General features: G+C 61.5%; 16 protein-coding genes. 9 read left to right on the top strand and 7 right to left on the bottom strand.

Annotated elements, in window-relative coordinates; translation table 11 throughout:
* The first annotated feature begins 94 nt into the window (after positions 1–94).
* Complete coding sequence (locus tag DOCECA_RS23220) at positions 95–2,017, top strand: acetyl-CoA hydrolase/transferase C-terminal domain-containing protein (RefSeq protein WP_445571151.1); 1,923 nt, start codon at positions 95–97, stop codon at positions 2,015–2,017.
* A gap of 55 nt (positions 2,018–2,072) precedes the next feature.
* On the opposite strand, the gene DOCECA_RS23225 is transcribed toward DOCECA_RS23220, so the two are convergent.
* Positions 2,073–2,645 carry a xanthine phosphoribosyltransferase gene (locus tag DOCECA_RS23225; protein WP_420765163.1) on the bottom strand — a complete coding sequence of 191 codons (573 nt, stop codon included), beginning with the start codon at positions 2,643–2,645 and terminating at the stop codon, positions 2,073–2,075.
* A 46-nt stretch (positions 2,646–2,691) separates the two neighbouring features.
* Positions 2,692–4,701, bottom strand: coding sequence for a DNA helicase Rep (gene rep, locus DOCECA_RS23230; RefSeq protein ID WP_420765162.1), 2,010 nt, complete (start codon positions 4,699–4,701; stop codon positions 2,692–2,694).
* Between the two features lie 275 nt (positions 4,702–4,976).
* On the opposite strand from rep, the gene DOCECA_RS23235 reads away from it, so the two are divergent.
* Positions 4,977–6,647 (top strand): putative bifunctional diguanylate cyclase/phosphodiesterase, encoded by a 1,671-nt coding sequence (locus tag DOCECA_RS23235; RefSeq protein ID WP_434561649.1) that lies wholly within the window; start codon positions 4,977–4,979, stop codon positions 6,645–6,647.
* A gap of 42 nt (positions 6,648–6,689) precedes the next feature.
* On the opposite strand, the gene DOCECA_RS23240 is transcribed toward DOCECA_RS23235, so the two are convergent.
* On the bottom strand, positions 6,690–8,090 hold the full coding sequence (locus tag DOCECA_RS23240) for a NorM family multidrug efflux MATE transporter (protein WP_445571152.1): 1,401 nt from the start codon (positions 8,088–8,090) through the stop codon (positions 6,690–6,692).
* Positions 8,091–8,242: 152 nt separating this feature from the next.
* Between DOCECA_RS23240 and DOCECA_RS23245 the strand changes: the two genes are divergently transcribed.
* The 3 genes from DOCECA_RS23245 to DOCECA_RS23255 all read left to right on the top strand — a co-directional run bounded on the left by DOCECA_RS23245 (position 8,243) and on the right by DOCECA_RS23255 (position 12,857).
* Complete coding sequence (locus DOCECA_RS23245; RefSeq protein ID WP_420765159.1) at positions 8,243–9,163, top strand: LysR substrate-binding domain-containing protein; 921 nt, start codon at positions 8,243–8,245, stop codon at positions 9,161–9,163.
* A gap of 183 nt (positions 9,164–9,346) precedes the next feature.
* Positions 9,347–11,323: a methyl-accepting chemotaxis protein gene (locus DOCECA_RS23250; protein WP_434608886.1), complete on the top strand. Its 1,977-nt coding sequence runs from the start codon at positions 9,347–9,349 to the stop codon at positions 11,321–11,323.
* 319 nt (positions 11,324–11,642) lie between these two features.
* Positions 11,643–12,857, top strand: coding sequence for an aldose 1-epimerase family protein (locus tag DOCECA_RS23255; RefSeq protein ID WP_434701343.1), 1,215 nt, complete (start codon positions 11,643–11,645; stop codon positions 12,855–12,857).
* A 6-nt stretch (positions 12,858–12,863) separates the two neighbouring features.
* Here DOCECA_RS23255 and DOCECA_RS23260 read toward each other — a convergent pair whose 3' ends face one another.
* A complete protein-coding gene (locus DOCECA_RS23260) occupies positions 12,864–14,357 on the bottom strand; it encodes a YifB family Mg chelatase-like AAA ATPase (protein ID WP_434649687.1) in 1,494 nt (497 codons plus the stop codon).
* Positions 14,358–14,614: 257 nt separating this feature from the next.
* Complete coding sequence (locus DOCECA_RS23265) at positions 14,615–14,875, bottom strand: accessory factor UbiK family protein (RefSeq protein ID WP_420765155.1); 261 nt, start codon at positions 14,873–14,875, stop codon at positions 14,615–14,617.
* A 413-nt stretch (positions 14,876–15,288) separates the two neighbouring features.
* Between DOCECA_RS23265 and glnK the strand changes: the two genes are divergently transcribed.
* From glnK to sutA, 4 genes are all read left to right on the top strand, one after another.
* Positions 15,289–15,627 (top strand): P-II family nitrogen regulator, encoded by a 339-nt coding sequence (gene glnK / locus DOCECA_RS23270; RefSeq protein WP_002555808.1) that lies wholly within the window; start codon positions 15,289–15,291, stop codon positions 15,625–15,627.
* A gap of 33 nt (positions 15,628–15,660) precedes the next feature.
* Positions 15,661–16,995, top strand: a complete 1,335-nt coding sequence (locus DOCECA_RS23275) for an ammonium transporter (protein ID WP_420765154.1) — start codon at positions 15,661–15,663, stop codon at positions 16,993–16,995.
* Positions 16,996–17,208: 213 nt separating this feature from the next.
* Positions 17,209–17,634, top strand: a complete 426-nt coding sequence (locus DOCECA_RS23280; RefSeq protein WP_445571153.1) for a secondary thiamine-phosphate synthase enzyme YjbQ — start codon at positions 17,209–17,211, stop codon at positions 17,632–17,634.
* Between the two features lie 101 nt (positions 17,635–17,735).
* A complete protein-coding gene (gene sutA, locus DOCECA_RS23285) occupies positions 17,736–18,059 on the top strand; it encodes a transcriptional regulator SutA (RefSeq protein WP_420765152.1) in 324 nt (107 codons plus the stop codon).
* 114 nt (positions 18,060–18,173) lie between these two features.
* On the opposite strand, the gene DOCECA_RS23290 is transcribed toward sutA, so the two are convergent.
* Together DOCECA_RS23290 and xerC are read right to left on the bottom strand one after the other, a co-directional pair.
* A complete protein-coding gene (locus DOCECA_RS23290) occupies positions 18,174–18,878 on the bottom strand; it encodes an HAD family hydrolase (protein ID WP_445571154.1) in 705 nt (234 codons plus the stop codon).
* On the bottom strand, positions 18,875–19,774 hold the full coding sequence (xerC, locus tag DOCECA_RS23295) for a tyrosine recombinase XerC (RefSeq protein ID WP_420765177.1): 900 nt from the start codon (positions 19,772–19,774) through the stop codon (positions 18,875–18,877). Before xerC ends, DOCECA_RS23290 begins: the two co-directional genes overlap by 4 nt.
* Positions 19,775–19,776 lie beyond the last annotated feature (2 nt).

The following is a 19,776-nucleotide window of genomic DNA, read 5'->3' on the forward strand; positions in this document are numbered from 1 at the left end:
TTTGTGCCTGGGATTTTTTTCCGGACTGGTCATCGCAACCAAGACCCGGCAAGCTCGGTCCAACCCACATTCATGGAATGTCCCGGAGGGTCGGATGGTGCAGTTGTGTTCAATCGAACAGGCGGTGGATGACGTACTCGAGCGTCTGCCCGCGCATATCCACCTCGGCATGCCCCTTGGGCTGGGCAAACCCAATCTGTTCGCCAACGCGCTGTACCGGCGCATCGCGCAACTGCCCGAGCGACAGCTGACCATTTACACCGCCTTGAGCCTGGGGCGGCCGACCTTGGGCGATGGGTTGCAGAAGCGCTTCCTCGAACCCTTCGTCGAACGGGTCTTTGGCGATTATCCCGAACTCGATTACCTGGCCGACCTGCAGCGCGATAGCCTGCCGGCCAATATCCGCGTCCAACAATTCTTCATGCAGCCCGGCAGCCTTTTACACAGCGCGTCGGCCCAGCAGGACTATGTCAGCAGTAACTACAGCCACGCGGCCCGGGACATCAACGGGGCAGGCTTGAACCTGATCGCCCAACTGGTGGCGAGCGACCCGGAGCACCTGGATCGGCTTAGCCTGAGTTGCAATCCGGACATTACCCTGGATCTGTTGCCGATGATCGCCAAGCGGCGCGAGGCGGGGGAGACCATTCTCATGGTGGGCCAGGTCCACAGCGACTTGCCGTACATGCCCGGTGACGCGGAAATCGGCATCGATGGCTTCGACTTGTTGATCGACGAGAAGGACAGCCACACGTTGTTTTCCACGCCTAACATGCCGGTGGGGTTCCAGGATCACTTGATCGGCCTGCATGCCAGCACCTTGGTGCGCGATGGCGGTACGTTGCAAATCGGCATCGGCTCCATGGGCGACGCACTGACAGCGGCGCTGCTGGCGCGCCAAGCCGATAACGCCGGTTACCAGGCTCTGTTGGCGGAACTGAACCTCAGCCAGTGGGCGCAATTGATCGAGCGCGAAGGCGGGGTCGAGCCTTTCGCCAAGGGGTTGTACGGTTGCAGTGAGATGTTCGTCAACGGTTTGCTGGTGCTGGCGGAAGCCGGAATTATCCGGCGCAAGGTCTACCCCGACGAGCCGACCCAGGATCGGGCCATTGCCGGAACCCTCGACGAGGCGGCGCAACCCGATGGCATCTGCATTCATGGCGGGTTCTTCCTCGGCCCGCGCAGTTTCTACGAGCGCTTGCGCGAGTTGCCGCAGAGCCGTCTGCTTGAATTCAACATGACGCGTATCAGCTACATCAACGAGCTGTACGGTCAGGAGCAGCTCAAGCGCTTGCAGCGCCTCGATGCTCGGTTCATCAACACGGTCTTCACCATGACTTTGATGGGCGCGGGAGTGGCTGACCAATTGGAAAACGGGCGGGTGCTCAGCGGCGTCGGTGGGCAGTATAACTTCGTCGCCCAGGGCCACGCGCTTGAAGGGGCGCGTTCGATACTGCTGTTGCGTAGCTGGCGGGAATCGGGAGGGGTGGTCAGTTCGAACATTGTCTGGGAATACGGTCACTGCACGATTCCACGCCATTTGCGTGACATTGTGGTAACCGAGTACGGCATCGCCGACCTGCGGGGCAAGACCGACGCCGCGGTGATCGAGGCGTTGCTGAACATCAGCGATTCACGCTTCCAACCCGGATTGATCGAGCAAGCGCAAAATGCCGGCAAGCTGCCGAAGGACTTTCGCCTCGATCCACGCTTTGCCGACAACACCTCGGAGCGTTTGCAGGGGATCCAGGCGCGGCATCCCAACCTGTTTCCGGAGTACCCGTTGGGCTGTGATTTCGATGAGGTCGAGCGGGACTTATTGCGGGCGCTGAATTGGCTGAAAAGCAAATTCAAGCTCACCGAGATCCTGGATCTGGGCAAAGCCGCCCTGGATGCGCCGCAGCCCTGGGAATATGCCGGGCATCTGGAGCGAATGCAGCTGACGAGCCCGGAGGGGCTGAAGGAAGAGCTGTATCAGCGGCTGTTGCTGGCGGGGCTCAAGGCGACCGCGCCTTAGAAATCGGCCATCCCCTGTGGGGGCGAGCAGGCTCGCTCCCACAGGGGAATGGGTATTAGTCGAGGAAGGTCACAACCCCACCCGCCAACGACTTCACCCGGGCCAACGATTCGACGCGATAGCCCTGGGCATCCAGTTCGGCGCGGCCGCCCTGGAACGACTTCTCGATCACGATCCCCAGCCCGGCGACGGTGGCGCCGGCCTGCTTGATGATGGAAATCAGCGCCTGGGAGGCTTTGCCGTTGGCCAGGAAATCATCAATGATCAGCACGCGGTCGCTGCTGGTCAGGTGGCGCGGGCTGATGGCGACGGTGCTTTCGGTCTTCTTGGTGAAGGAATACACGGTGGCCGACAGCAGGTTCTCCGTCAGGGTCAGGGACTGTTGCTTGCGGGCGAAGATCACCGGCACGCCAAGATTCAGCCCGGTCATGATCGCCGGGGCGATGCCCGAGGCTTCGATGGTGACGATCTTGGTGATGCCCGAATCCTTGAACAGTGCGGCAAATTCATCACCGATCAGCTTCATCAACTGCGGATCGATCTGGTGGTTGAGAAACGCATCGACCTTCAATACCTGGTCGGACAGCACGATGCCTAGCTCTCGGATTTTCTGGTGCAGGGCTTCCATGAAGCCTCCTCTGGGACGCGTTCAGCGCCTGAAATAGTGGAAAATTCTAGCGCTTCAACATCGCGCGTATATCCGCCAAGGCACTGTTGCCGCGAACGGCTTTGACCTCTGTCGGCGTATCGTCGTTGCCTTCCCAGGCCAGGTCGTCCGGCGGCAACTCATCGAGGAAGCGGCTCGGGGCGCAGTCGATCACTTCGCCGTATTGCTTGCGCTTGGCGGCGAAGGTGAAGGCCAGCGTCTGGCGTGCCCGGGTAATCCCGACGTAGGCCAGGCGCCGTTCTTCTTCGATGGTGTCGGCCTCGATGCTGGAACGGTGCGGCAGGATTTCTTCTTCCATGCCCATGATGAACACGTAGGGAAACTCCAGGCCTTTGGAGGCGTGCAGCGTCATCATCTGCACACCTTCGGCGCCTTCTTCCTCTTCCTGCTGGCGTTCGAGCATGTCCCGCAGCACGAGCTTGCCGATGGCGTCCTCGACGGTCATGTCGCCGTCTTCGTCTTTTTCCAAGGTGTTCTTCAACGCCTCGATCAAGAACCAGACGTTGCTCATGCGGTAGTCGGCGGCCTTGTCGCTGGAGCTGTTGGTGCGCAGCCAGTTTTCGTAGTCGATGTCCATGACCATGCTGCGCAGCGCAGAGATCGGATCTTCCCCGGCGCACTGCTCGCGGACCTTGTCCATGAAACGCTTGAAGCGCGCCAGGCGATCGGTGAAGCGGCTGTCCAGATGCTCGCCAAGGCCGATTTCGTCGGTGGCGGCGTACATCGAGATCTTGCGCTCGGTGGCGTAGTTGCCGAGTTTTTCCAGGGTGGTCGAACCGATTTCCCGGCGCGGCACGTTGATCACCCGCAAGAAGGCGTTGTCGTCGTCCGGGTTCACGATCAGGCGGAAGTAGGCCATCAGGTCCTTCACTTCCTGGCGGCCGAAAAAGCTGTTCCCCCCCGACAGACGATACGGGACCTGGTGATGCTGCAGTTTCAGCTCGATCAGCTTGGCCTGGTAGTTGCCGCGGTACAGGATCGCAAAATCGCTGTACGGCCGGTCGGTGCGCAAGTGCAGGCTGAGGATTTCCATGGCCACGCGCTCGGCTTCGGCGTCTTCGTTGCGGCAACGGATCACGCGGATCTCGTCGCCGTGGCCCATCTCGCTCCACAGTTGTTTTTCGAACTCATGGGGGTTGTTGGAAATCAGCACGTTGGCGCAGCGCAGGATCCGGCTGGTGGAGCGGTAGTTCTGTTCCAGCATCACCACTTTGAGCGACGGGTAGTCTTCCTTGAGCAGCATCAGGTTTTCCGGCCGCGCGCCGCGCCAGGCGTAAATCGACTGGTCATCGTCGCCCACCACGGTGAACTGGTTGCGTTTGCCGATCAGCAGTTTCACCAGCAGATACTGGCTGGCGTTGGTGTCCTGGTATTCGTCCACGAGCAGGTAGCGGACCTTGTTCTGCCATTTCTCGAGGATGTCGGCGTGGTCCTGGAACAGTTTGACCGGCAACAGGATCAGGTCGTCGAAGTCCACCGCGTTGAACGCCTTGAGCGTGCGCTGGTAATGGGCGTAGACGATGGCGGCGGTCTGTTCCTTGGGGTTGCGGGCGTTTTCCAGTGCTTCGGGCGGCAGGATCAGGTCGTTTTTCCAGGCGCCGATCATGTTCTTGATCTCATCCACGCCGTCGTCGCCGGAATATTCCTTCTGCATGATGTCGGTCATCAGGGCCTTGACGTCGGCCTCGTCGAAGATCGAGAAGCCCGGTTTGTAGCCCAGCCGCGCATGTTCCTTGCGGATGATGTTCAAGCCCAGGTTGTGGAAGGTGCAGACCGTCAGGCCGCGACCTTCGCCGGCGCGCAGCAGGCCGCCGACCCGCTCTTTCATTTCCCGGGCGGCCTTGTTGGTGAAGGTCATGGCGACGATGTACTGGGCGCGGATGCCACAATTCTGGATCAGGTGCGCGATCTTGCGGGTGATCACGCTGGTCTTGCCGGAGCCTGCACCGGCGAGCACCAAAAGAGGGCCGCCGACATAGTTCACGGCTTCTTGCTGCCGGGGGTTGAGTCGGGACATGACAGGGTTCAGGGAGTCGTTTGCGAAATGGGCCGGCATTTTAACAGGCTCTGAGAATTGTGCTGCCCTGTCCGACTTGTGACGTTGCGCATCATTGCAATTGCCGCTTTCGTCACTTTCCCTCAGGATGCGGACGGAAATTGGTTCCAACGTTCGTTTTTTGAGATGAAAAAGCTTCAAAAAGCGGGTATCTGAGAACCATTGGCATTGGTGATTGCCCATCGGCGCGTCATAATGCCCCGCGCCTACCACCTTGCAGAGTCTAGGGAGTCAGCTTGTCCACGCCTGTCGAACCCTTGCGTTTGCTGTTGTTGGCCGAAACGCCTGAGTGGTCAGCGATATTGCGCGAGTGCCTGGCGCCCATGGGGCCCTCGGTCGTGTTGATCAGCGCCCCGAACTGGGACTCGGTCAGCAGCTTGTTCGAGGACAACCGCAACGCGGTGCTGCTCACCGTTGCCGCCCTGCAGCCGGCACCGGGTCGTTGTCGTTTGCCGACAGTTCTGTTGCTCGAGCATGAACCTTCGGTTTCCCCGGATGGCGTCAGCGACTGGCTGGTGCGCGACGCCCTCGATGAGGCGACCCTGCGTCGTTGCCTGCGTCACGTGCGCGAGCGGGGGATGCTCGAAAACACCCTGCAACGGCTCGCCGAGCAGGACCCGTTGACAGGCATCGCCAACCGCCAGGGTTTTCAGACCTTGCTGGCGGCTCGCCTGGCTGAAAACGAAGGCCGTGGCCTGGCCCTGGGTCACCTGGACCTCGACAATTTCCGCCACGCCAATGACGCCCTCGGCCACCAGGCCGGCGATCGGCTGATCCTGCAGGTTGTCTCGCGGCTCAAAGGCGCGCTTGAGGCCGGTGATCAGCTGGCACGGCTGGGGAGCGACGAGTTCGCCTTGTTGATCGACACCCGCCGGGCGCCTCAGCGAGCGGAGTGGATGGCCGAGCGCATCATCGAAGCCATGGCCGAACCCTACTGGGTCGACGGTGAAAGCCTGTTGATCGGTTGCAGCCTGGGCATTGCCCACGCCCGGGCGCAAGCCGGTGCGGACCCCTTGATGTGGCACGCCCACATCGCCATGCAGCAGGCCAAGAGCACCCAAGGCTGCACCTTTCATATCTTCAACGAGCGCATCAACCGCAACGCCCGCAGCCTCGCCGACCTGGAAAGCGAGCTGCGGCGGGCGTTGCGACGTGATGAGCTGGAATTGCATTACCAGCCTCGGCTGAACCTGGCAGATGGCACGATTGTCGGCCTCGAAGCCCTGGTGCGCTGGCGCCATGGCGAGCGCGGCTTGTTGCCACCGAGTGAGTTCGTGCCGCTGGCCGAGCAGAGCGGGCTCATCGTGCCGTTGGGTTACTGGGTGATTGCCCGGGCCCTTCGGGACATGCAGGACCTGCGTGAACGTGGGCAGGCGCCGTTGCACATGGCGATCAACCTGTCGTTCCGGCAGTTCCAGGACAGCCAGTTGCTGCCGACCCTGAGCCGGTTGATCGCCGAACGGGGTGTCGAGGCCCAATGGCTGGAGTTCGAGCTCACCGAAACCGCCGTGATGCGTCGCAGCGAACTGGTCAAACAGACCATGGATGCCCTGGGTCGCCTGGGGGTACGGTTCTCCCTGGATGATTTCGGCACCGGATTCTCCTCGTTCGTGCACCTCAACAGCCTGCCCATCGCCCTGCTCAAGATCGACAAGAGCTTCGTCGGCGGCATGGAGCAGCGCGAAGAGAACCGCAAGCTGGTCCACGCGATGATCAACCTGGCCCATAACCTCAACCTCGAGGTGGTGGCCGAAGGCGTCGAGACCCGCGAGCAACTGGAGTTGCTGCGCGGTTTCGGATGCGACCAGGTGCAGGGGTTCCTGATCAGCAAGCCGTTGCCGCTGGCGGAGTTGGTTGAATACCTGATGTCCGAGGGTGATCAGCAGTCGATGCTGGAAATCAGCTAACCCAAAACCCGGTGGGAGCGAGCTCCCACAAGGGGCTTTGTTTCATTTGGCCTGGATCGCTTCGAAACCTTGCTGTCCCGGCTCGCTGCGAATCATCCGCTTCATCTTCCACTCGAACGCCAACGTCAGGCTCACCGCCGCGCAGGCCAGGCCCAGGGCGAGGCCCCACCAGACGCCGGTCGGGCCCCAATGCAAATGGAACGCCATCCACCACGCCGCCGGCGCGCCGATCAACCAATAGCAACCCAGGCCCACCAGGAACGTGGTCTTGGCGTCCTTCAATCCGCGGATGCAACCCATCGCGATGGTTTGTGTGCCGTCGAACAGCTCGAACCACGCCGCCACGGCCAACAGGCTCACCGCCAGGTCGATGACCGCGCGGAACGCCGGGTCCTCATGGTCCAGGAACAGGCCGATCAATTGATTCGGCAGCAGCCAGAACACCATGGCGAACGCCAGCATGGCGGCCGCGCCAAAACCAATCCCGACCCTCCCGGCCAGGCGCGCCATGAGCAATTGCCCGGCACCGTAATGCTGGCCGATACGCATGGTGATGGCGTAGGACATGCCCGCCGGAACCATGAAGGCCACCGAGACGATTTGCAGCGCGATCTGGTGGGCCGCCAGCGGCGTGCTGCCCATGGTGCCCATGCACAGGGCGGCGAATGCGAACAGGCCGACTTCCACCGCGTAAGTACCACCAATCGGCAAGCCCAGTCGCCACAGTTCCTTGAGGTATTGGCGATTGGGTCGCGACAGGCCGGCAAGCAATGGATAAGCGCGGTAGGCCGAGTGCCGATGAATGTGCCAGGCCAGCGCCAGGGCCATGCAGTTGGCGACGATGGCCGTGACCAGGCCGATCCCCATCAGGCCGAGCTTCGGCAGGCCGAACATGCCGGTGATGAGCGCATAGTTGAGAAGGAAGTTGGCCACCGTGCCGCCGAGGCTGATCACCATCACCGGCGTGGCCCGCCCGATGGCGCTGGTAAAGCCACGCAGGGCCATGAAACTCAGGTAACCGGGCAGGGCGAACGGCAGTGCCAGCAGGAATTGCCCGGCAGAGAGCACGTTGGTTTCGGTCTGGCCGAACATCAACAGCACCGGCTTGAGATTCCACAACAGCACGCCCGCCACCAGCGCCATCAACCACGCCAGCCATAATCCGGCCTGGGTCAGCCGGGTGGCGCCTTCGATGTCGCCCGCGCCCTGGCGGATCGCTACCAGGGTGCCCACCGCCGCGATGACGCCGATGCAGAAAATCGATACGAATGAATAGCTCGCCGCCCCGAGCCCGCCGCCGGCCAGGGCTTCGGGGCTCAGGCGAGCCATCATCAGGGTGTCCGTCAGCACCATCAGCATGTGCGCCAACTGCGAAGCAATCAACGGTCCCGCCAGGCGCAGGATGGCCCAGAGTTCGGTACGCACAGGATGCCGCATGATCATCACACTCCATGTTCCAGCAAGGCAGTAAGACGAAGATTCTCGGCCCTCCCGCCGGATTGCACAAAAGGATAAAAAAGATCGCTGGCATGATTAAAACTCATGCTGAATGGGTTTCTGGTAGGGTTTGCAAACCACGCCATGGAGCTTTTGCGATGTCTCGCCGTCTTCCTCCGCTTTATGCGCTACGGGCATTCGAAGCCGCGGCGCGCTACAGCTCGTTTACCCGCGCCGCCGAGGAGCTGTCGATCACCCAGAGCGCCGTCAGCCGGCACATCCGCACACTGGAAGATCACTTTGCCTGTCGACTGTTCCAGCGCAGCGGGCGCAACCTGCAACTGACCGAGTCGGCGCGCCTGCTGCTGCCGGGCGTGCGGGAGGGCTTCATGGCGCTGGAGCGGGCTTGCCACACATTGCACGGAGAAGACGGCATCCTGCGGATGAAGGCGCCATCGACCCTGACCATGCGCTGGCTGCTGGCGCGCCTGAGCCGCTTTCGCCATCTGCAACCGGGCAACGAAGTGCAGCTGACAAGCGCCTGGATGGACATCGACTCGGTGGATTTCAATACCGAGCCCTTCGATTGCGCAGTCCTGCTGGGCAATGGGCATTTCCCTGCGGACTGGGAGGCCAGCCTGCTGTTTCCCGAGGAGTTGATACCGGTCGGCGCTCCGAACCTGCTCAATGACCAACCCTGGGATGTGGCGCGATTGGCCAAGGCCGAGCTATTGCATCCCACTCCGGATCGCCGCGACTGGCGCAATTGGCTGCAGCGCATGGGCTTGGCGGACAAAGTCTCGCTCAGGGGCGGTCAGGTGTTCGATACCCTGGAACTGGGCATGATCGCGGCCGCGCGCGGCTACGGCGTATCCATGGGCGATTTGTTGATGGTGGCCGAGGACGTTGCCCAGGGGCGCTTGAGCCTGCCATGGCCAACCGCTGTCGCCAGCGGCGAGCATTACTACCTGGTCTGGCCGAAAACCCGGCCCGGGGGTGAACGTTTGCGCCGGCTCAGCGACTTTCTCCAGAGCGAGGTGAAGGCCATGCAACTACCTGAGGTCAAGCGCCTGGGCTGAAACGTTGCAGTCGCCGTGCTAGCCACTTGGTATTATTCCTTCCAAAGCCCTCAAGTATTCGGCGTTACGGCCGAAGGTGAACATAGAACCTTCGTTCAGAAAGGGCCAATACCTACCTCATCGAATCAGATGCCGAGCGTGCGATGTGATCAAGATGATCCAGTCTCTCGGCCAGGAGCCGTCATGTCTCAACCTCGTGCCCGGATCGCCTCACAGCTAGGCCTTGCCCTTGCCGTGATACTGGCGGTCGTGATCTCCGGCAGTACTGTCTTTGCCTTGCGTTCGCTTGACGCTGCAAACCTTTCTACCCGTGAAGAGCATCTCGCGAGCGAAGCGCGGCTGATGGCCGATCAGCTCAACACGTTCCACAGCACGTTGCGCGAAAGCACCCAACGGCTGGCGGGTCTGTTCGAAAAGCGTTTCAGCGCCGGCTTGAGCGTGCATCCGGACCAGCCGGTGACGGTGGCGGGCGTTCAGACGCCTGGCTTGAGCCTTGGCAGCGAAGTGTTGAACAACAATTTCAAGGAAGTGGATGATTTCAAGACGATGACCGCCGGCGTGGCCACGGTATTCGTGCGCAGCGGCGACGATTTTGTCCGCGTCAGTACATCCGTCAGCAAACAGGACGGTACGCGCGCCATCGGTACTGTGCTCGACCGCGCCGGACCGGCCTACGGCCCGGTGATCAGCGGCCAGAGCTACATTGGCCGGGCGTTGCTGTTCGGGCGCTTCTACATGTCGCAGTACACGCCTGTACGTGATGGCAGCGGCAAGATCATTGCCGTGTTGTACGTAGGATTCGATTACACCGATGCGCAGAATGCGCAGTTCGAAAACCTCAAGCGCTTCCGAATCGGACAGACCGGTTCGCTGGCGTTATTGGACGAGCAGAACAAATGGTTGGTGCCGCCGGCCGGCGTGCAGGCGCTGGACCGTGCTACCGCGGCCATCACAGCGTTGGTCAAGAAGCCTGGCAAGGGTGCTTTCTGGGACGACACCGCGGAGGAGTTCTATAGCGTTGCCGTGCCGTTCGAGGGCGGGCCCTGGTCGGTCGTGGCGAGCATGCCGAAAACCGAGATCAACGCAGTGACCTGGAACGTCGGTACGCAACTGGCGATCGGCAGTTTGCTGGCGATGTTGCTGGCGGTCGGTGCGGCGGTATGGCTGTTGCGCAGCAAACTGGCTCCCCTCGGTGACTTGGTGCGTCAGGCCGAAGCCTTGGGCGCCGGCGACCTGAGCGTGCGCCTGAATGTGTCGAGCCACGACGAGATCGGCCAACTGGCCCGTGCGTTCAACCAGATGAGCCAAGCCTTGTCGACCATGGTCGAGCACATTCGCAAAGCCTCCCAAGAGGTCAACAGCCGTGCCCAGGCGCTCTCCGGATTGTCCAGTGGCGCCTATGAAGGGATGGAGCAACAGTCCGGCGAGATCACCAGCATGGCCGGGGCGGTGGAAGAATTCAGCGCCACCTCCTTGAACATCGCCGACAACATGGGCAATACCGAGCGCCTGGCCCAGGACAATGCCCAACAGACTCGCATCGGCCGTACCTCGATGGACGAAGCGTCATCGTCCCTGGAACAGATCGCGGGCGCCTTGAACAGCACTGCAACGGTCATCAACACGCTGGGCCAGCGCTCCCAGGAGATCGGTGGCATTGTCGGTGTGATCACTTCGATCGCCGAGCAAACCAACCTGCTGGCGTTGAACGCCGCCATCGAAGCTGCACGGGCGGGCGAGCAGGGTCGTGGTTTTGCCGTGGTAGCTGACGAGGTTCGGAGCCTGGCCTCGCGCACTCGCCAGGCCACTGACGAAATTTCCGGCATGATCAACAGCATCCAGCAGGAAACCGGCAACGCCATCAGCACCATGGAGAAGGGCAACCTGCTCATGCAGGAAGGCTTGTCGCGTAACGCCAACGTGGCCTCGGCCCTGGCGCGTATCGATGAGCAAAGCCGCTCGGCCGGCCAGCAATTCGCCGCGATCACTACGGCTACGCAGGAGCAAAGCAGCACCGCGACCCTGCTCAGCAGCAACCTGCAGAGTATTGCCATGGCCAACAGCGAACAGCGCGAAGTGGTTTCGAACCTGGCGATCACCGCCAAGGAACTGGAAAAACTGGCGCAGGACCTTCGCAAAGAAGTCGATCGGTTCCGCTGAAACCGTCCCCTCACGAGCAAGCCAACCCAATCCCGTTGCGAGGGAGCTTGCTCCCGCGGGCCTGCACAGCAGGCCCGCGCCTTTTCAGGCAGACCTTATCGTCGCGTCTTGCGACTGCTGCGCAGTCGAGCGGCAGCAAGCTCCCCCGCCACGGGTTCTAGGCTGCCTAGGCAAAAAATCACCGCGAGCAAGCTCGTTTCCCGCAAAAAATCTCCAATCTGTAGCCGTGTAGTTTTTCAGGTAGTTGCTGTTTTTTGGCTTGCTGAAACGTTTCTTCAAGTCTATAAAAACCGCACAACTCCAACAAAAGGCCGTCTCCATGAATTCCCTAAGACTCTTCGTTGCCCTCGGCGCCTTGGGCGTAGCTTCCCATGCGATGGCGTGGGATTACGTACTGCTCGACTCCGATAAAGCCGCCCAACCCTGGCAAATCACCAGCCAACAACTGGGCGTGAAAACCGATAAGCCGTTTTCCGTGACGATGCGCACCCTCCACGGGGGGCGTCAGGAAGGCGTGAGCATTGTCGACATCGACAACGGCACTCTGAAGCTGTCAGTCGTCCCGACCCGTGGCATGAACGTGCTTCAAGCCTCGGTCGGCGATGTGCGCATGGGCTGGGATTCGCCGGTCAAAGAAGTGGTCAATCCAGCATTCATCGAACTCAACGGCCGAGGTGGCCTGGGCTGGCTTGAAGGCTTCAATGAGTTGGTGACCCGCTGCGGCTATGAGTGGGTCGGCCACCCCGGCATCGACAACGGTGAGCTGCTGACCTTGCATGGGCGCGCCGCGAACATTTCGGCGAACAAAGTCACCTTGCACATTGATGAAAAGCCACCTTACGCCATCACCCTGCGAGGCGAGTTGAAGGAGCAGGCGTTCAAGAAGGTTGACTTCTCGGTCCAGACTGAATTGGTCACCGAGCCCGGCAGCGTGACCTTTTCCCTCAACGACACGCTGACCAACAATGGCGATTATCCAAAGGAATACCAGGCGCTCTATCACAGCAATTTCAGCACGCCATTCCTGGAGCAGGGGGCCCGCTTCGCCGCCCCGGTCAAACAGGTTTCGCCGTTCAACGACAAGGCCAAGGGCGACCTGAAGGATTGGACCACCTATCGAGCTCCCACCAAGGACTACGATGAAACCGTTTACAACGTCGTGCCTTACGCCGACGCCAAGGGCGATACGCTGACCGTCCTGCACAACAAGGCCGGTAGCCTCGGCGTTTCCGTGGGCTTCAATACCGGGACGCTTCCGGTGTTTTCCCTGTGGAAAAACACCGATACCCAAGGCCAGGGCTACGTGACCGGCTTGGAGCCAGGTACCAGTTTTTCCTATAACCGCCGCTACCAGCGTCCGCTGGGCCTGGTGCCCAGCATCGCACCGAAAGAGCGCAAGCAGTTCCAGATCCACTACAGTCTTCTGGCGGACAAGGGGGCCGTGGACAAAGCCCTCAAGCGCATTGATGACATCCAGGGCGATCGAAAAGTCGAGGTGCGAGACACACCGCTGGTGGACCTGAGCAAGCCGTGACCTGTTTCATGGCGTTGCGGGCCGGTATTGCAGGGCTTCGGCCAGGTGCTCGCGGCTGATCCGTTCCAACTGCTGAAGGTCGGCCAGCGTGCGGGCGACCTTCAGCAAGCGGTGGGCGGCTCGCAGCGACAGGGACAGTCGTTCGCAGGCGGTTTCCAGCCACGCCTCGTCGGTCGAGGACAGTTTGCAATGGCGGCGCAGCCCCGGTAGATCTAGGAATGCGTTGGCACAGCCTTGGCGGGTTTGCTGGCGTTCCCGGGCTTCGGCCACCCGCTCGGCCGCGGTGGCGGTGTCGTCACCCGGTTCGCCTTTGGGATTGAGCGCCGTGGCTTCCCGCGCCACAGTCAGGTGCAGGTCGATGCGGTCGAGCAAGGGGCCGGACAGCTTGTTGCGATAGCGCTGCACCATGTCCGGTGTGCACGAGCAGCGGCCGCTGGGCTCGCCAAGGTATCCACAGGGGCAGGGGTTCATGGCCGCTACCAACTGGAAGCGGGCCGGGAAGCGCACGCGATCGCGGGCGCGCGAAACCACGATATGCCCCGACTCCAAGGGCTCCCTCAAGACTTCCAATACCTTGCGATCAAACTCTGGAAGCTCGTCCAGGAACAGCACGCCGTGGTGGGCGAGGGTGATTTCCCCCGGTTGCGGCTTGGAGCCTCCACCCACCAGGGCAGGGCCGGACGCCGAATGGTGTGGCTGGCGGAACGGCCGTTGCGGCCAATGGCTCAAGGGCACGCAACTGGCGACCGACTGTATAGCCGCGACCTCCAGGGCCTCGCTTTCGGCCAGCGGTGGCAGCAACCCCGGCAAACGACTCGCCAGCAGCGTCTTGCCCGTACCGGGTGGGCCACTGAACAACAGATTGTGAGCTCCCGCTGCCGCGATCAGCAAGGCGCGCTTGGCTCCGGCTTGACCTTGTACTTCGCTGAGGTCGGGATAGGGTTTGCTGGCCGAGAGCAGCCCGTTGGACACAAAAGGCTCGACTGGGACGTGGCCGTTGAAATGCGCCACTGCTTCGAGCAGATGGTCCACGGCGATCACCTTCAGCCCTGACGCCAGGCAAGCTTCCTCGGCGTTGGCCCGGGGTACCAACAGCATGCGTCCAGCCTTGCGTGCCGCCAGCGCCGCGGGGAGCACGCCGCGTACCGGTCTCACGGCGCCGGACAATGCCAGTTCGCCGAGGCACTCCACGTCGTCCAGCATCAAGGTCGGCACCTGCACGCTGGCCGACAGGATTCCCAAGGCAATCGCCAGGTCGAACCGGCCTCCGTCCTTGGGGAGATCCGCTGGCGCCAGGTTCAGGGTGATGCGCCGCGCCGGGAAATTGAGCCCTGAATTGATGATCGCGCTGCGCACCCGGTCCTTGCTCTCCTTCACCGCCGCCTCCGGCAGGCCGACCATCGTCAGTGACGGCAAGCCGTTGGCCAGATGAACCTCAACGGTAACGGCAGGGGCTTCGACCCCCACTTGGGCGCGGCTGTGGACGATGGCGAGCGACATGAAGCGTTCCTTGACTGATGGAGAGCCGCATCCTGCGGCTCTTGAAGACTAGTCCGGGGAAACTGAGAGGGCGGGGCAATTGAAGGGGCAAATTTTCGCAGGATGTTGCGCAAGTGGGGGCATGAATGAACAACCGCCATTCAGGCGGTTGTTTTTCAATTGCCGTTACAGGCGGCGAGCCCCTGCCGGCGCTTTGGATGATCTGGTGGGCCTGGGACAAATCACGCGCTTAACGCCGCATCCCTGGCAAGAGGTGCTCACTCGTCCTTGGGGTCGAGTCGCGCCTCCAGCTCGGCCACCTTGGCTTCCAGGCTCTCCAGCCGTGCCCGGGTCCGGGCCAGCACGACCATCTGGCTGTCGAATTCTTCCCGGCTGACCAGGTCCAGTTTGCTGAACCCGCTTTGCAGCAGGGCCTTGAACTGGCTTTCGATTTCATTCTTGGGGAGTGGCGTGTCGCCGCTCAACAGGCGGGAGGCGTGGCCGCTCAGGGCGTCGAGGAGGTCTTTGGGCGCGAGCATGTCAGGTGTCCTGGAAACAATGGCGGGCAGTGTATCACGCAGTGTCTATAGTCAATTCGCGGCTCGGGTTGCACGCTTTTCGCGCACGGCCCCGGGCATCACCGCACCGTTGTTGTGCGTATCGCTGCGGTTCGTGGTTCGGCGCAGACCGGCGCAACGGGTAAAGGGTTGAAATCAGGGGGGTTGGGTACAGATGGCAAGCTTTCTGCTTAGTGGCTGGTGACCCATGCACTGATGCAGTCGCTGTGACGAATGCAGTGCAGCAGGCGGAGCGGGGAGTTTCGTCAGGAGTAGTCAGCTGGCACCGGTCGGGCAACTTGGGCCGACGACGCGTTACAAAGCCAGGCACTGCGCTTAGACTTGAGTCGGGTTTGTTTTCCTGGGGCAAGTCCACCAATTCGGGAGAGAGTTTCATGAAGCTAGTCACTGCCATCATCAAGCCGTTCAAGCTGGACGACGTACGCGAGTCGCTGTCCGAAATCGGCGTGCAGGGCATTACCGTTACTGAAGTCAAAGGCTTCGGTCGGCAGAAAGGCCATACCGAGCTGTATCGCGGCGCGGAATACGTGGTCGACTTCCTGCCCAAGGTGAAGATCGATGTCGCCATCGACGACAAGGATCTTGATCGGGTCATCGAGGCGATTACCAAGGCCGCCAACACCGGCAAGATTGGTGACGGAAAGATCTTCGTGGTCAATCTGGAACAGGCCATTCGCATCCGTACCGGCGAAACCGATACCGACGCTATCTAAGCCGTCAAACCCAACGCCCCAGGAGAAAACAATATGACTCTGCGTAAATTCGCAGGGCTAGGAGCCCTGTTGTCCTTCGTAATGCCTGGCCTGGCCATGGCGGAAGAAGCGGCAGCCCCAGTCCTCAACTCCGGCGACACTGCCTGGATGCTGACTGCCACGATTCTTGTCCTGTTCATGACCATCCCTGGCCTTGCGCTGTTCTACGGCGGCATGGTTCGGTCGAAAAACATTCTTTCGGTGATGATGCAGTGCTTCGCCATCACCGGTCTGATCAGCGTCCTGTGGGTCATCTACGGCTACAGCATCGCGTTCGACACCACTGGCATGGAACAGGGCGTCGTCAACTTCAATTCCTTCATCGGCGGCCTGGGCAAGGCATTCCTGGCGGGCGTCACCCCGGCCAGCCTGACCGGTCCGGCTGCATTGTTTCCAGAAGCGGTGTTCATCACCTTCCAGATGACCTTCGCCATCATCACCCCAGCGCTGATCGTCGGTGCCTTTGCCGAGCGGATGAAATTCTCCGCCATGCTGATCTTCATGGGCGTGTGGTTCACCCTGGTGTATGCGCCGATTGCGCACATGGTCTGGTCCGGCAACGGCGGCCTGATGTGGGATTGGGGCGTGCTGGACTTCGCCGGCGGCACCGTGGTGCATATCAACGCCGGTATCGCCGGTCTCGTAGCCTGTCTGGTATTGGGCAAGCGCAAAGGTTTCCCGACCACCCCAATGGCACCGCATAACCTGGGTTATACCCTGATGGGCGCGGCCATGCTGTGGGTAGGCTGGTTCGGCTTCAACGCCGGCTCCGCCGTCGCGGCCAACGGCACTGCCGGCATGGCGATGCTGGTCACCCAGATCGCCACGGCTGCCGCGGCACTGGGCTGGATGTTTGCCGAGTGGATCACCCACGGCAAGCCAAGCGCGCTGGGCATTGCCTCGGGCGTGGTGGCCGGCCTGGTTGCAATCACCCCGGCTGCCGGCACCGTGGGCCCGATGGGCGCGTTGGTCATCGGCCTGGCGGCGGGCGTGGTGTGCTTCTTCTGCGCCACCACCCTCAAGCGCAAGCTCGGCTATGACGACTCCCTGGATGCCTTCGGCGTACATGGCATCGGCGGTATCCTCGGGGCGATCCTGACCGGTGTATTCGCTGCACCGGCACTGGGTGGCTTCGGCACCGTGACCGATATCGGCGCACAAGTGTGGATTCAATTCAAAGGCGTGGGTTTCACCGTGATCTATACCGCGGTCGTGACCTTCATCATTCTCAAGGTACTGGACGCCGTCATGGGCCTGCGTGTCTCCGAGGAAGAAGAAGCCGTGGGCCTGGACTTGGCCCAGCACAACGAGCGTGGTTACAACCTGTAAGCAACGCGCAAAAAAAATGCCCGGTTCGCCGGGCATTTTTTTGTCTGGAATTTGTCATTGCTCACAAGGTTCGCCGGTTTTTTCCGACGCCTTTTGTTGTGTATACGACATGGGTTTTTCTACCGCCAAAGACTTACATCGAGGCAGGAATATTAGGCCCTTTGTTTTTTTCCAGAGCGCGCTAGAATGCGCGCCGAACGTGCGGAGATCTGTATGTGGCAACAGACGCTGATAACCCTGCGGGCGAGGCCCCGGGGCTTTCATCTGGTGACGGACGAGCTACTCGCCGGCCTGCCTGAACTCAAGGCATGTCGTGTCGGTCTGTTGCATCTGTGGCTGCAGCACACCTCGGCCTCGTTGACCATCAACGAGAACGCCGATCCGGCGGTACGTCGAGACTTCGAACGATTTTTCAATCGGCTGATCCCACAAGGAACCGTCGGCTATGAGCACAACGACGAAGGCCTGGACGACCTCCCGGCGCACTTCAAGGCCAGTGTGCTGGGATGTCAGCTCAGCCTTCCGGTGACGGCGGGACGGTTGGCGTTGGGTACCTGGCAAGGCGTTTATCTGGGCGAGCACCGAGATCATGGCGGTGCTCGTAAAGTCCTCGCCACCTTGCACGGTGAAGGGGCATGACCGCTGCTTGTCAGCGGATCTTGAATTTTTTCTGGCAGCCTTCGACAGATGGCGAAGCTGGGCTATAACTAATCTGCTTTTCGCAAGTCATGAGGTAGAACATGAGCGACGATGATCTGGAAAACGACGACCTCGAAGTAGGTGACGAAGACGAGACCGAAGAAGGCCTGGAAGCGGCGGCTGAAGATGTTGCCGACGACGAAGGTGCCGATGTTCCGGTCCCCACTGCCAAAGGCAAGGCCAAGGCAGCGGTATCAGTCGACGAGTTACCGAGCGTAGAGGCCAAGAACAAGGAGCGTGACGCGCTTGCCAAGGCCATGGAGGAATTCCTGGCCAGGGGCGGAAAGGTGCAGGAAGTGGAGGCCAACGTGGTCGCCGATCCGCCCAAGAAGCCCGACAACAAGTATGGCAGTCGCCCTATCTGAGCCTCTGTTTCTTGCTTGCTGAAAAAGCCCGCCGTCGCTGCGGGCTTTTTCATGGGCGGGATAAACTCCACGGACAGGCTCGGCCCTGTGGGAGCAAGCTCGCTCCCACAAGGTTCAGGGTTGGCTATGCCACGCCGCCAATAACCCTGGCAGTTCGGTCAGGCTGCGAATCTCCGCATCCGGTGCGTGATCGGCATCCCAGGCCTTGCCCATCGGGTTGAACCACACCGCACGCAGGCCGGCCTGCTGGGCGCCGGCGATGTCGTCGCCCGGGTGATCGCCTACATGCACGGCGGTCTGTGCCGTAGCACCGCCGCGCTGCAAGGCTTCCTCGAACAGTCTTGCGTCAGGCTTGGCGATGCCAATGTCCTCGGCGCACAGGGCAAACTTGAAATAATCCGCCAGCCCCAGGCGTCGCACGTCGGCGTTGCCGTTGGTGACGACGCCAAGTGCGAAATGATTGGCGAGGATTTCCAGGGTCGGCTGTACGTCTGGAAAGATCTCCAGTTGATGACGGGCATGCAGGAATGCTTCGAATCCTTGGTCCGCCAACTCAGAGGCTCGCCACTGGTCGTAGCCGGCATCTTGCAGCGCCCGGAACAGCACGCGCCTGCGCAACGCACTGATGCGGTGCTTGAGGTTCGGTTCTTCGCTGAGCACTTGGGCGCGGATCGCCCACAAGTGCTCCACGGGAAAATCGCCCAGGTCGGGTGCGTTGTCGGTCAGCCATTGACGTAGTACGGCTTCGGCGCTGGCGATCACCGGCGCGGTGTCCCACAGCGTGTCGTCCAGGTCGAAGGTGATGAGCTCGATGGTCATGATTCGTCGCCCTTGATGCGTTTGGCCCTGGGGTGGGCACTGTCATAGACCGTCGCCAGGTGCTGGAAATCCAGGTGGGTATAGATCTGGGTCGTCTTGATGTCCGAGTGGCCAAGCAGTTCCTGGACGGCACGCAGGTCCTGGGAAGATTCCAGCAGATGACTGGCGAACGAATGCCGGAGCATATGCGGGTGCAGGTTCTGACCGAGCTCCCGTTCGCCGGCGGCCTTGACCCGCAGCTGGATGGTACGTGGGCCCAGGCGTCGGCCTTGCAGGCTGACGAAGACCGCGTCATCGACGGGGTTGGTCAGCGCTCGTAGTGGCAACCAAAGCTCCAGGGCTTCGCGGGCCTTGCGGCCGATAGGCAGCAAGCGGGTCTTGCTGCCTTTACCGAGTACCTGAACCAGGCCGTCGGCCAAGTCCAATTGGTCCAGGTTCAGCCCCGTCAGCTCGGAAAGCCGCAGGCCTGAGGAGTAGAAGAGTTCGAGGATCGCCTGGTCCCGTCGCGCCATGAAATCATCCTCGACGGCGCCATCGAGCAATTGCAAGGCACGGTCGGTGTCGAGGGTCTTCGGCAACCGGCGTTCGCCCTTGGGGGGTGCCAGGCCTGTGGCTGGATCGTGATCGCACAGGCCCTCGCGATTGAGGTATTGATACAGGCCGCGCACCGCCGACAACAGTCGCGCCAGGCTGCGGGAGGATTGCCCTTGCTGATGCAGGCGAGCAACGAGGCTGCGCAGGCGCTGGATGTCGAGGGCCGACCAGTTGTCGATGTTTTGCTTCTGGCACCAGCCCCGCACCTTTTCGAGGTCACGACGGTAGGCCGACAGGGTGTGAGGGGACACCTGGCGCTCACTGCGCAGGTGTTCGCAGTAGGCGTCCAGTTGCCGCTCCATCA

The organism is Pseudomonas sp. E102 (assembly GCF_052660185.1).

Excerpts from the sequence above, each read along its gene's own strand:
- glnK (WP_002555808.1), top strand. The coding sequence starts at position 15,289 with ATGAAGCTAGTCACTGCCATCATCAAGCCGTTCAAGCTGGACGACGTA.
- DOCECA_RS23260 (WP_434649687.1), bottom strand. The coding sequence starts at position 14,357 with ATGTCGCTCGCCATCGTCCACAGCCGCGCCCAAGTGGGGGTCGAAGCC.
- DOCECA_RS23280 (WP_445571153.1), top strand. The coding sequence starts at position 17,209 with ATGTGGCAACAGACGCTGATAACCCTGCGGGCGAGGCCCCGGGGCTTT.
- DOCECA_RS23240 (WP_445571152.1), bottom strand. The coding sequence starts at position 8,090 with ATGATCATGCGGCATCCTGTGCGTACCGAACTCTGGGCCATCCTGCGC.
- DOCECA_RS23245 (WP_420765159.1), top strand. The coding sequence starts at position 8,243 with ATGTCTCGCCGTCTTCCTCCGCTTTATGCGCTACGGGCATTCGAAGCC.
- DOCECA_RS23275 (WP_420765154.1), top strand. The coding sequence starts at position 15,661 with ATGACTCTGCGTAAATTCGCAGGGCTAGGAGCCCTGTTGTCCTTCGTA.
- xerC (WP_420765177.1), bottom strand. The coding sequence starts at position 19,774 with ATGGAGCGGCAACTGGACGCCTACTGCGAACACCTGCGCAGTGAGCGC.
- DOCECA_RS23250 (WP_434608886.1), top strand. The coding sequence starts at position 9,347 with ATGTCTCAACCTCGTGCCCGGATCGCCTCACAGCTAGGCCTTGCCCTT.
- DOCECA_RS23265 (WP_420765155.1), bottom strand. The coding sequence starts at position 14,875 with ATGCTCGCGCCCAAAGACCTCCTCGACGCCCTGAGCGGCCACGCCTCC.
- DOCECA_RS23220 (WP_445571151.1), top strand. The coding sequence starts at position 95 with ATGGTGCAGTTGTGTTCAATCGAACAGGCGGTGGATGACGTACTCGAG.
- DOCECA_RS23225 (WP_420765163.1), bottom strand. The coding sequence starts at position 2,645 with ATGGAAGCCCTGCACCAGAAAATCCGAGAGCTAGGCATCGTGCTGTCC.
- rep (WP_420765162.1), bottom strand. The coding sequence starts at position 4,701 with ATGTCCCGACTCAACCCCCGGCAGCAAGAAGCCGTGAACTATGTCGGC.
- DOCECA_RS23290 (WP_445571154.1), bottom strand. The coding sequence starts at position 18,878 with ATGACCATCGAGCTCATCACCTTCGACCTGGACGACACGCTGTGGGAC.
- DOCECA_RS23255 (WP_434701343.1), top strand. The coding sequence starts at position 11,643 with ATGAATTCCCTAAGACTCTTCGTTGCCCTCGGCGCCTTGGGCGTAGCT.
- sutA (WP_420765152.1), top strand. The coding sequence starts at position 17,736 with ATGAGCGACGATGATCTGGAAAACGACGACCTCGAAGTAGGTGACGAA.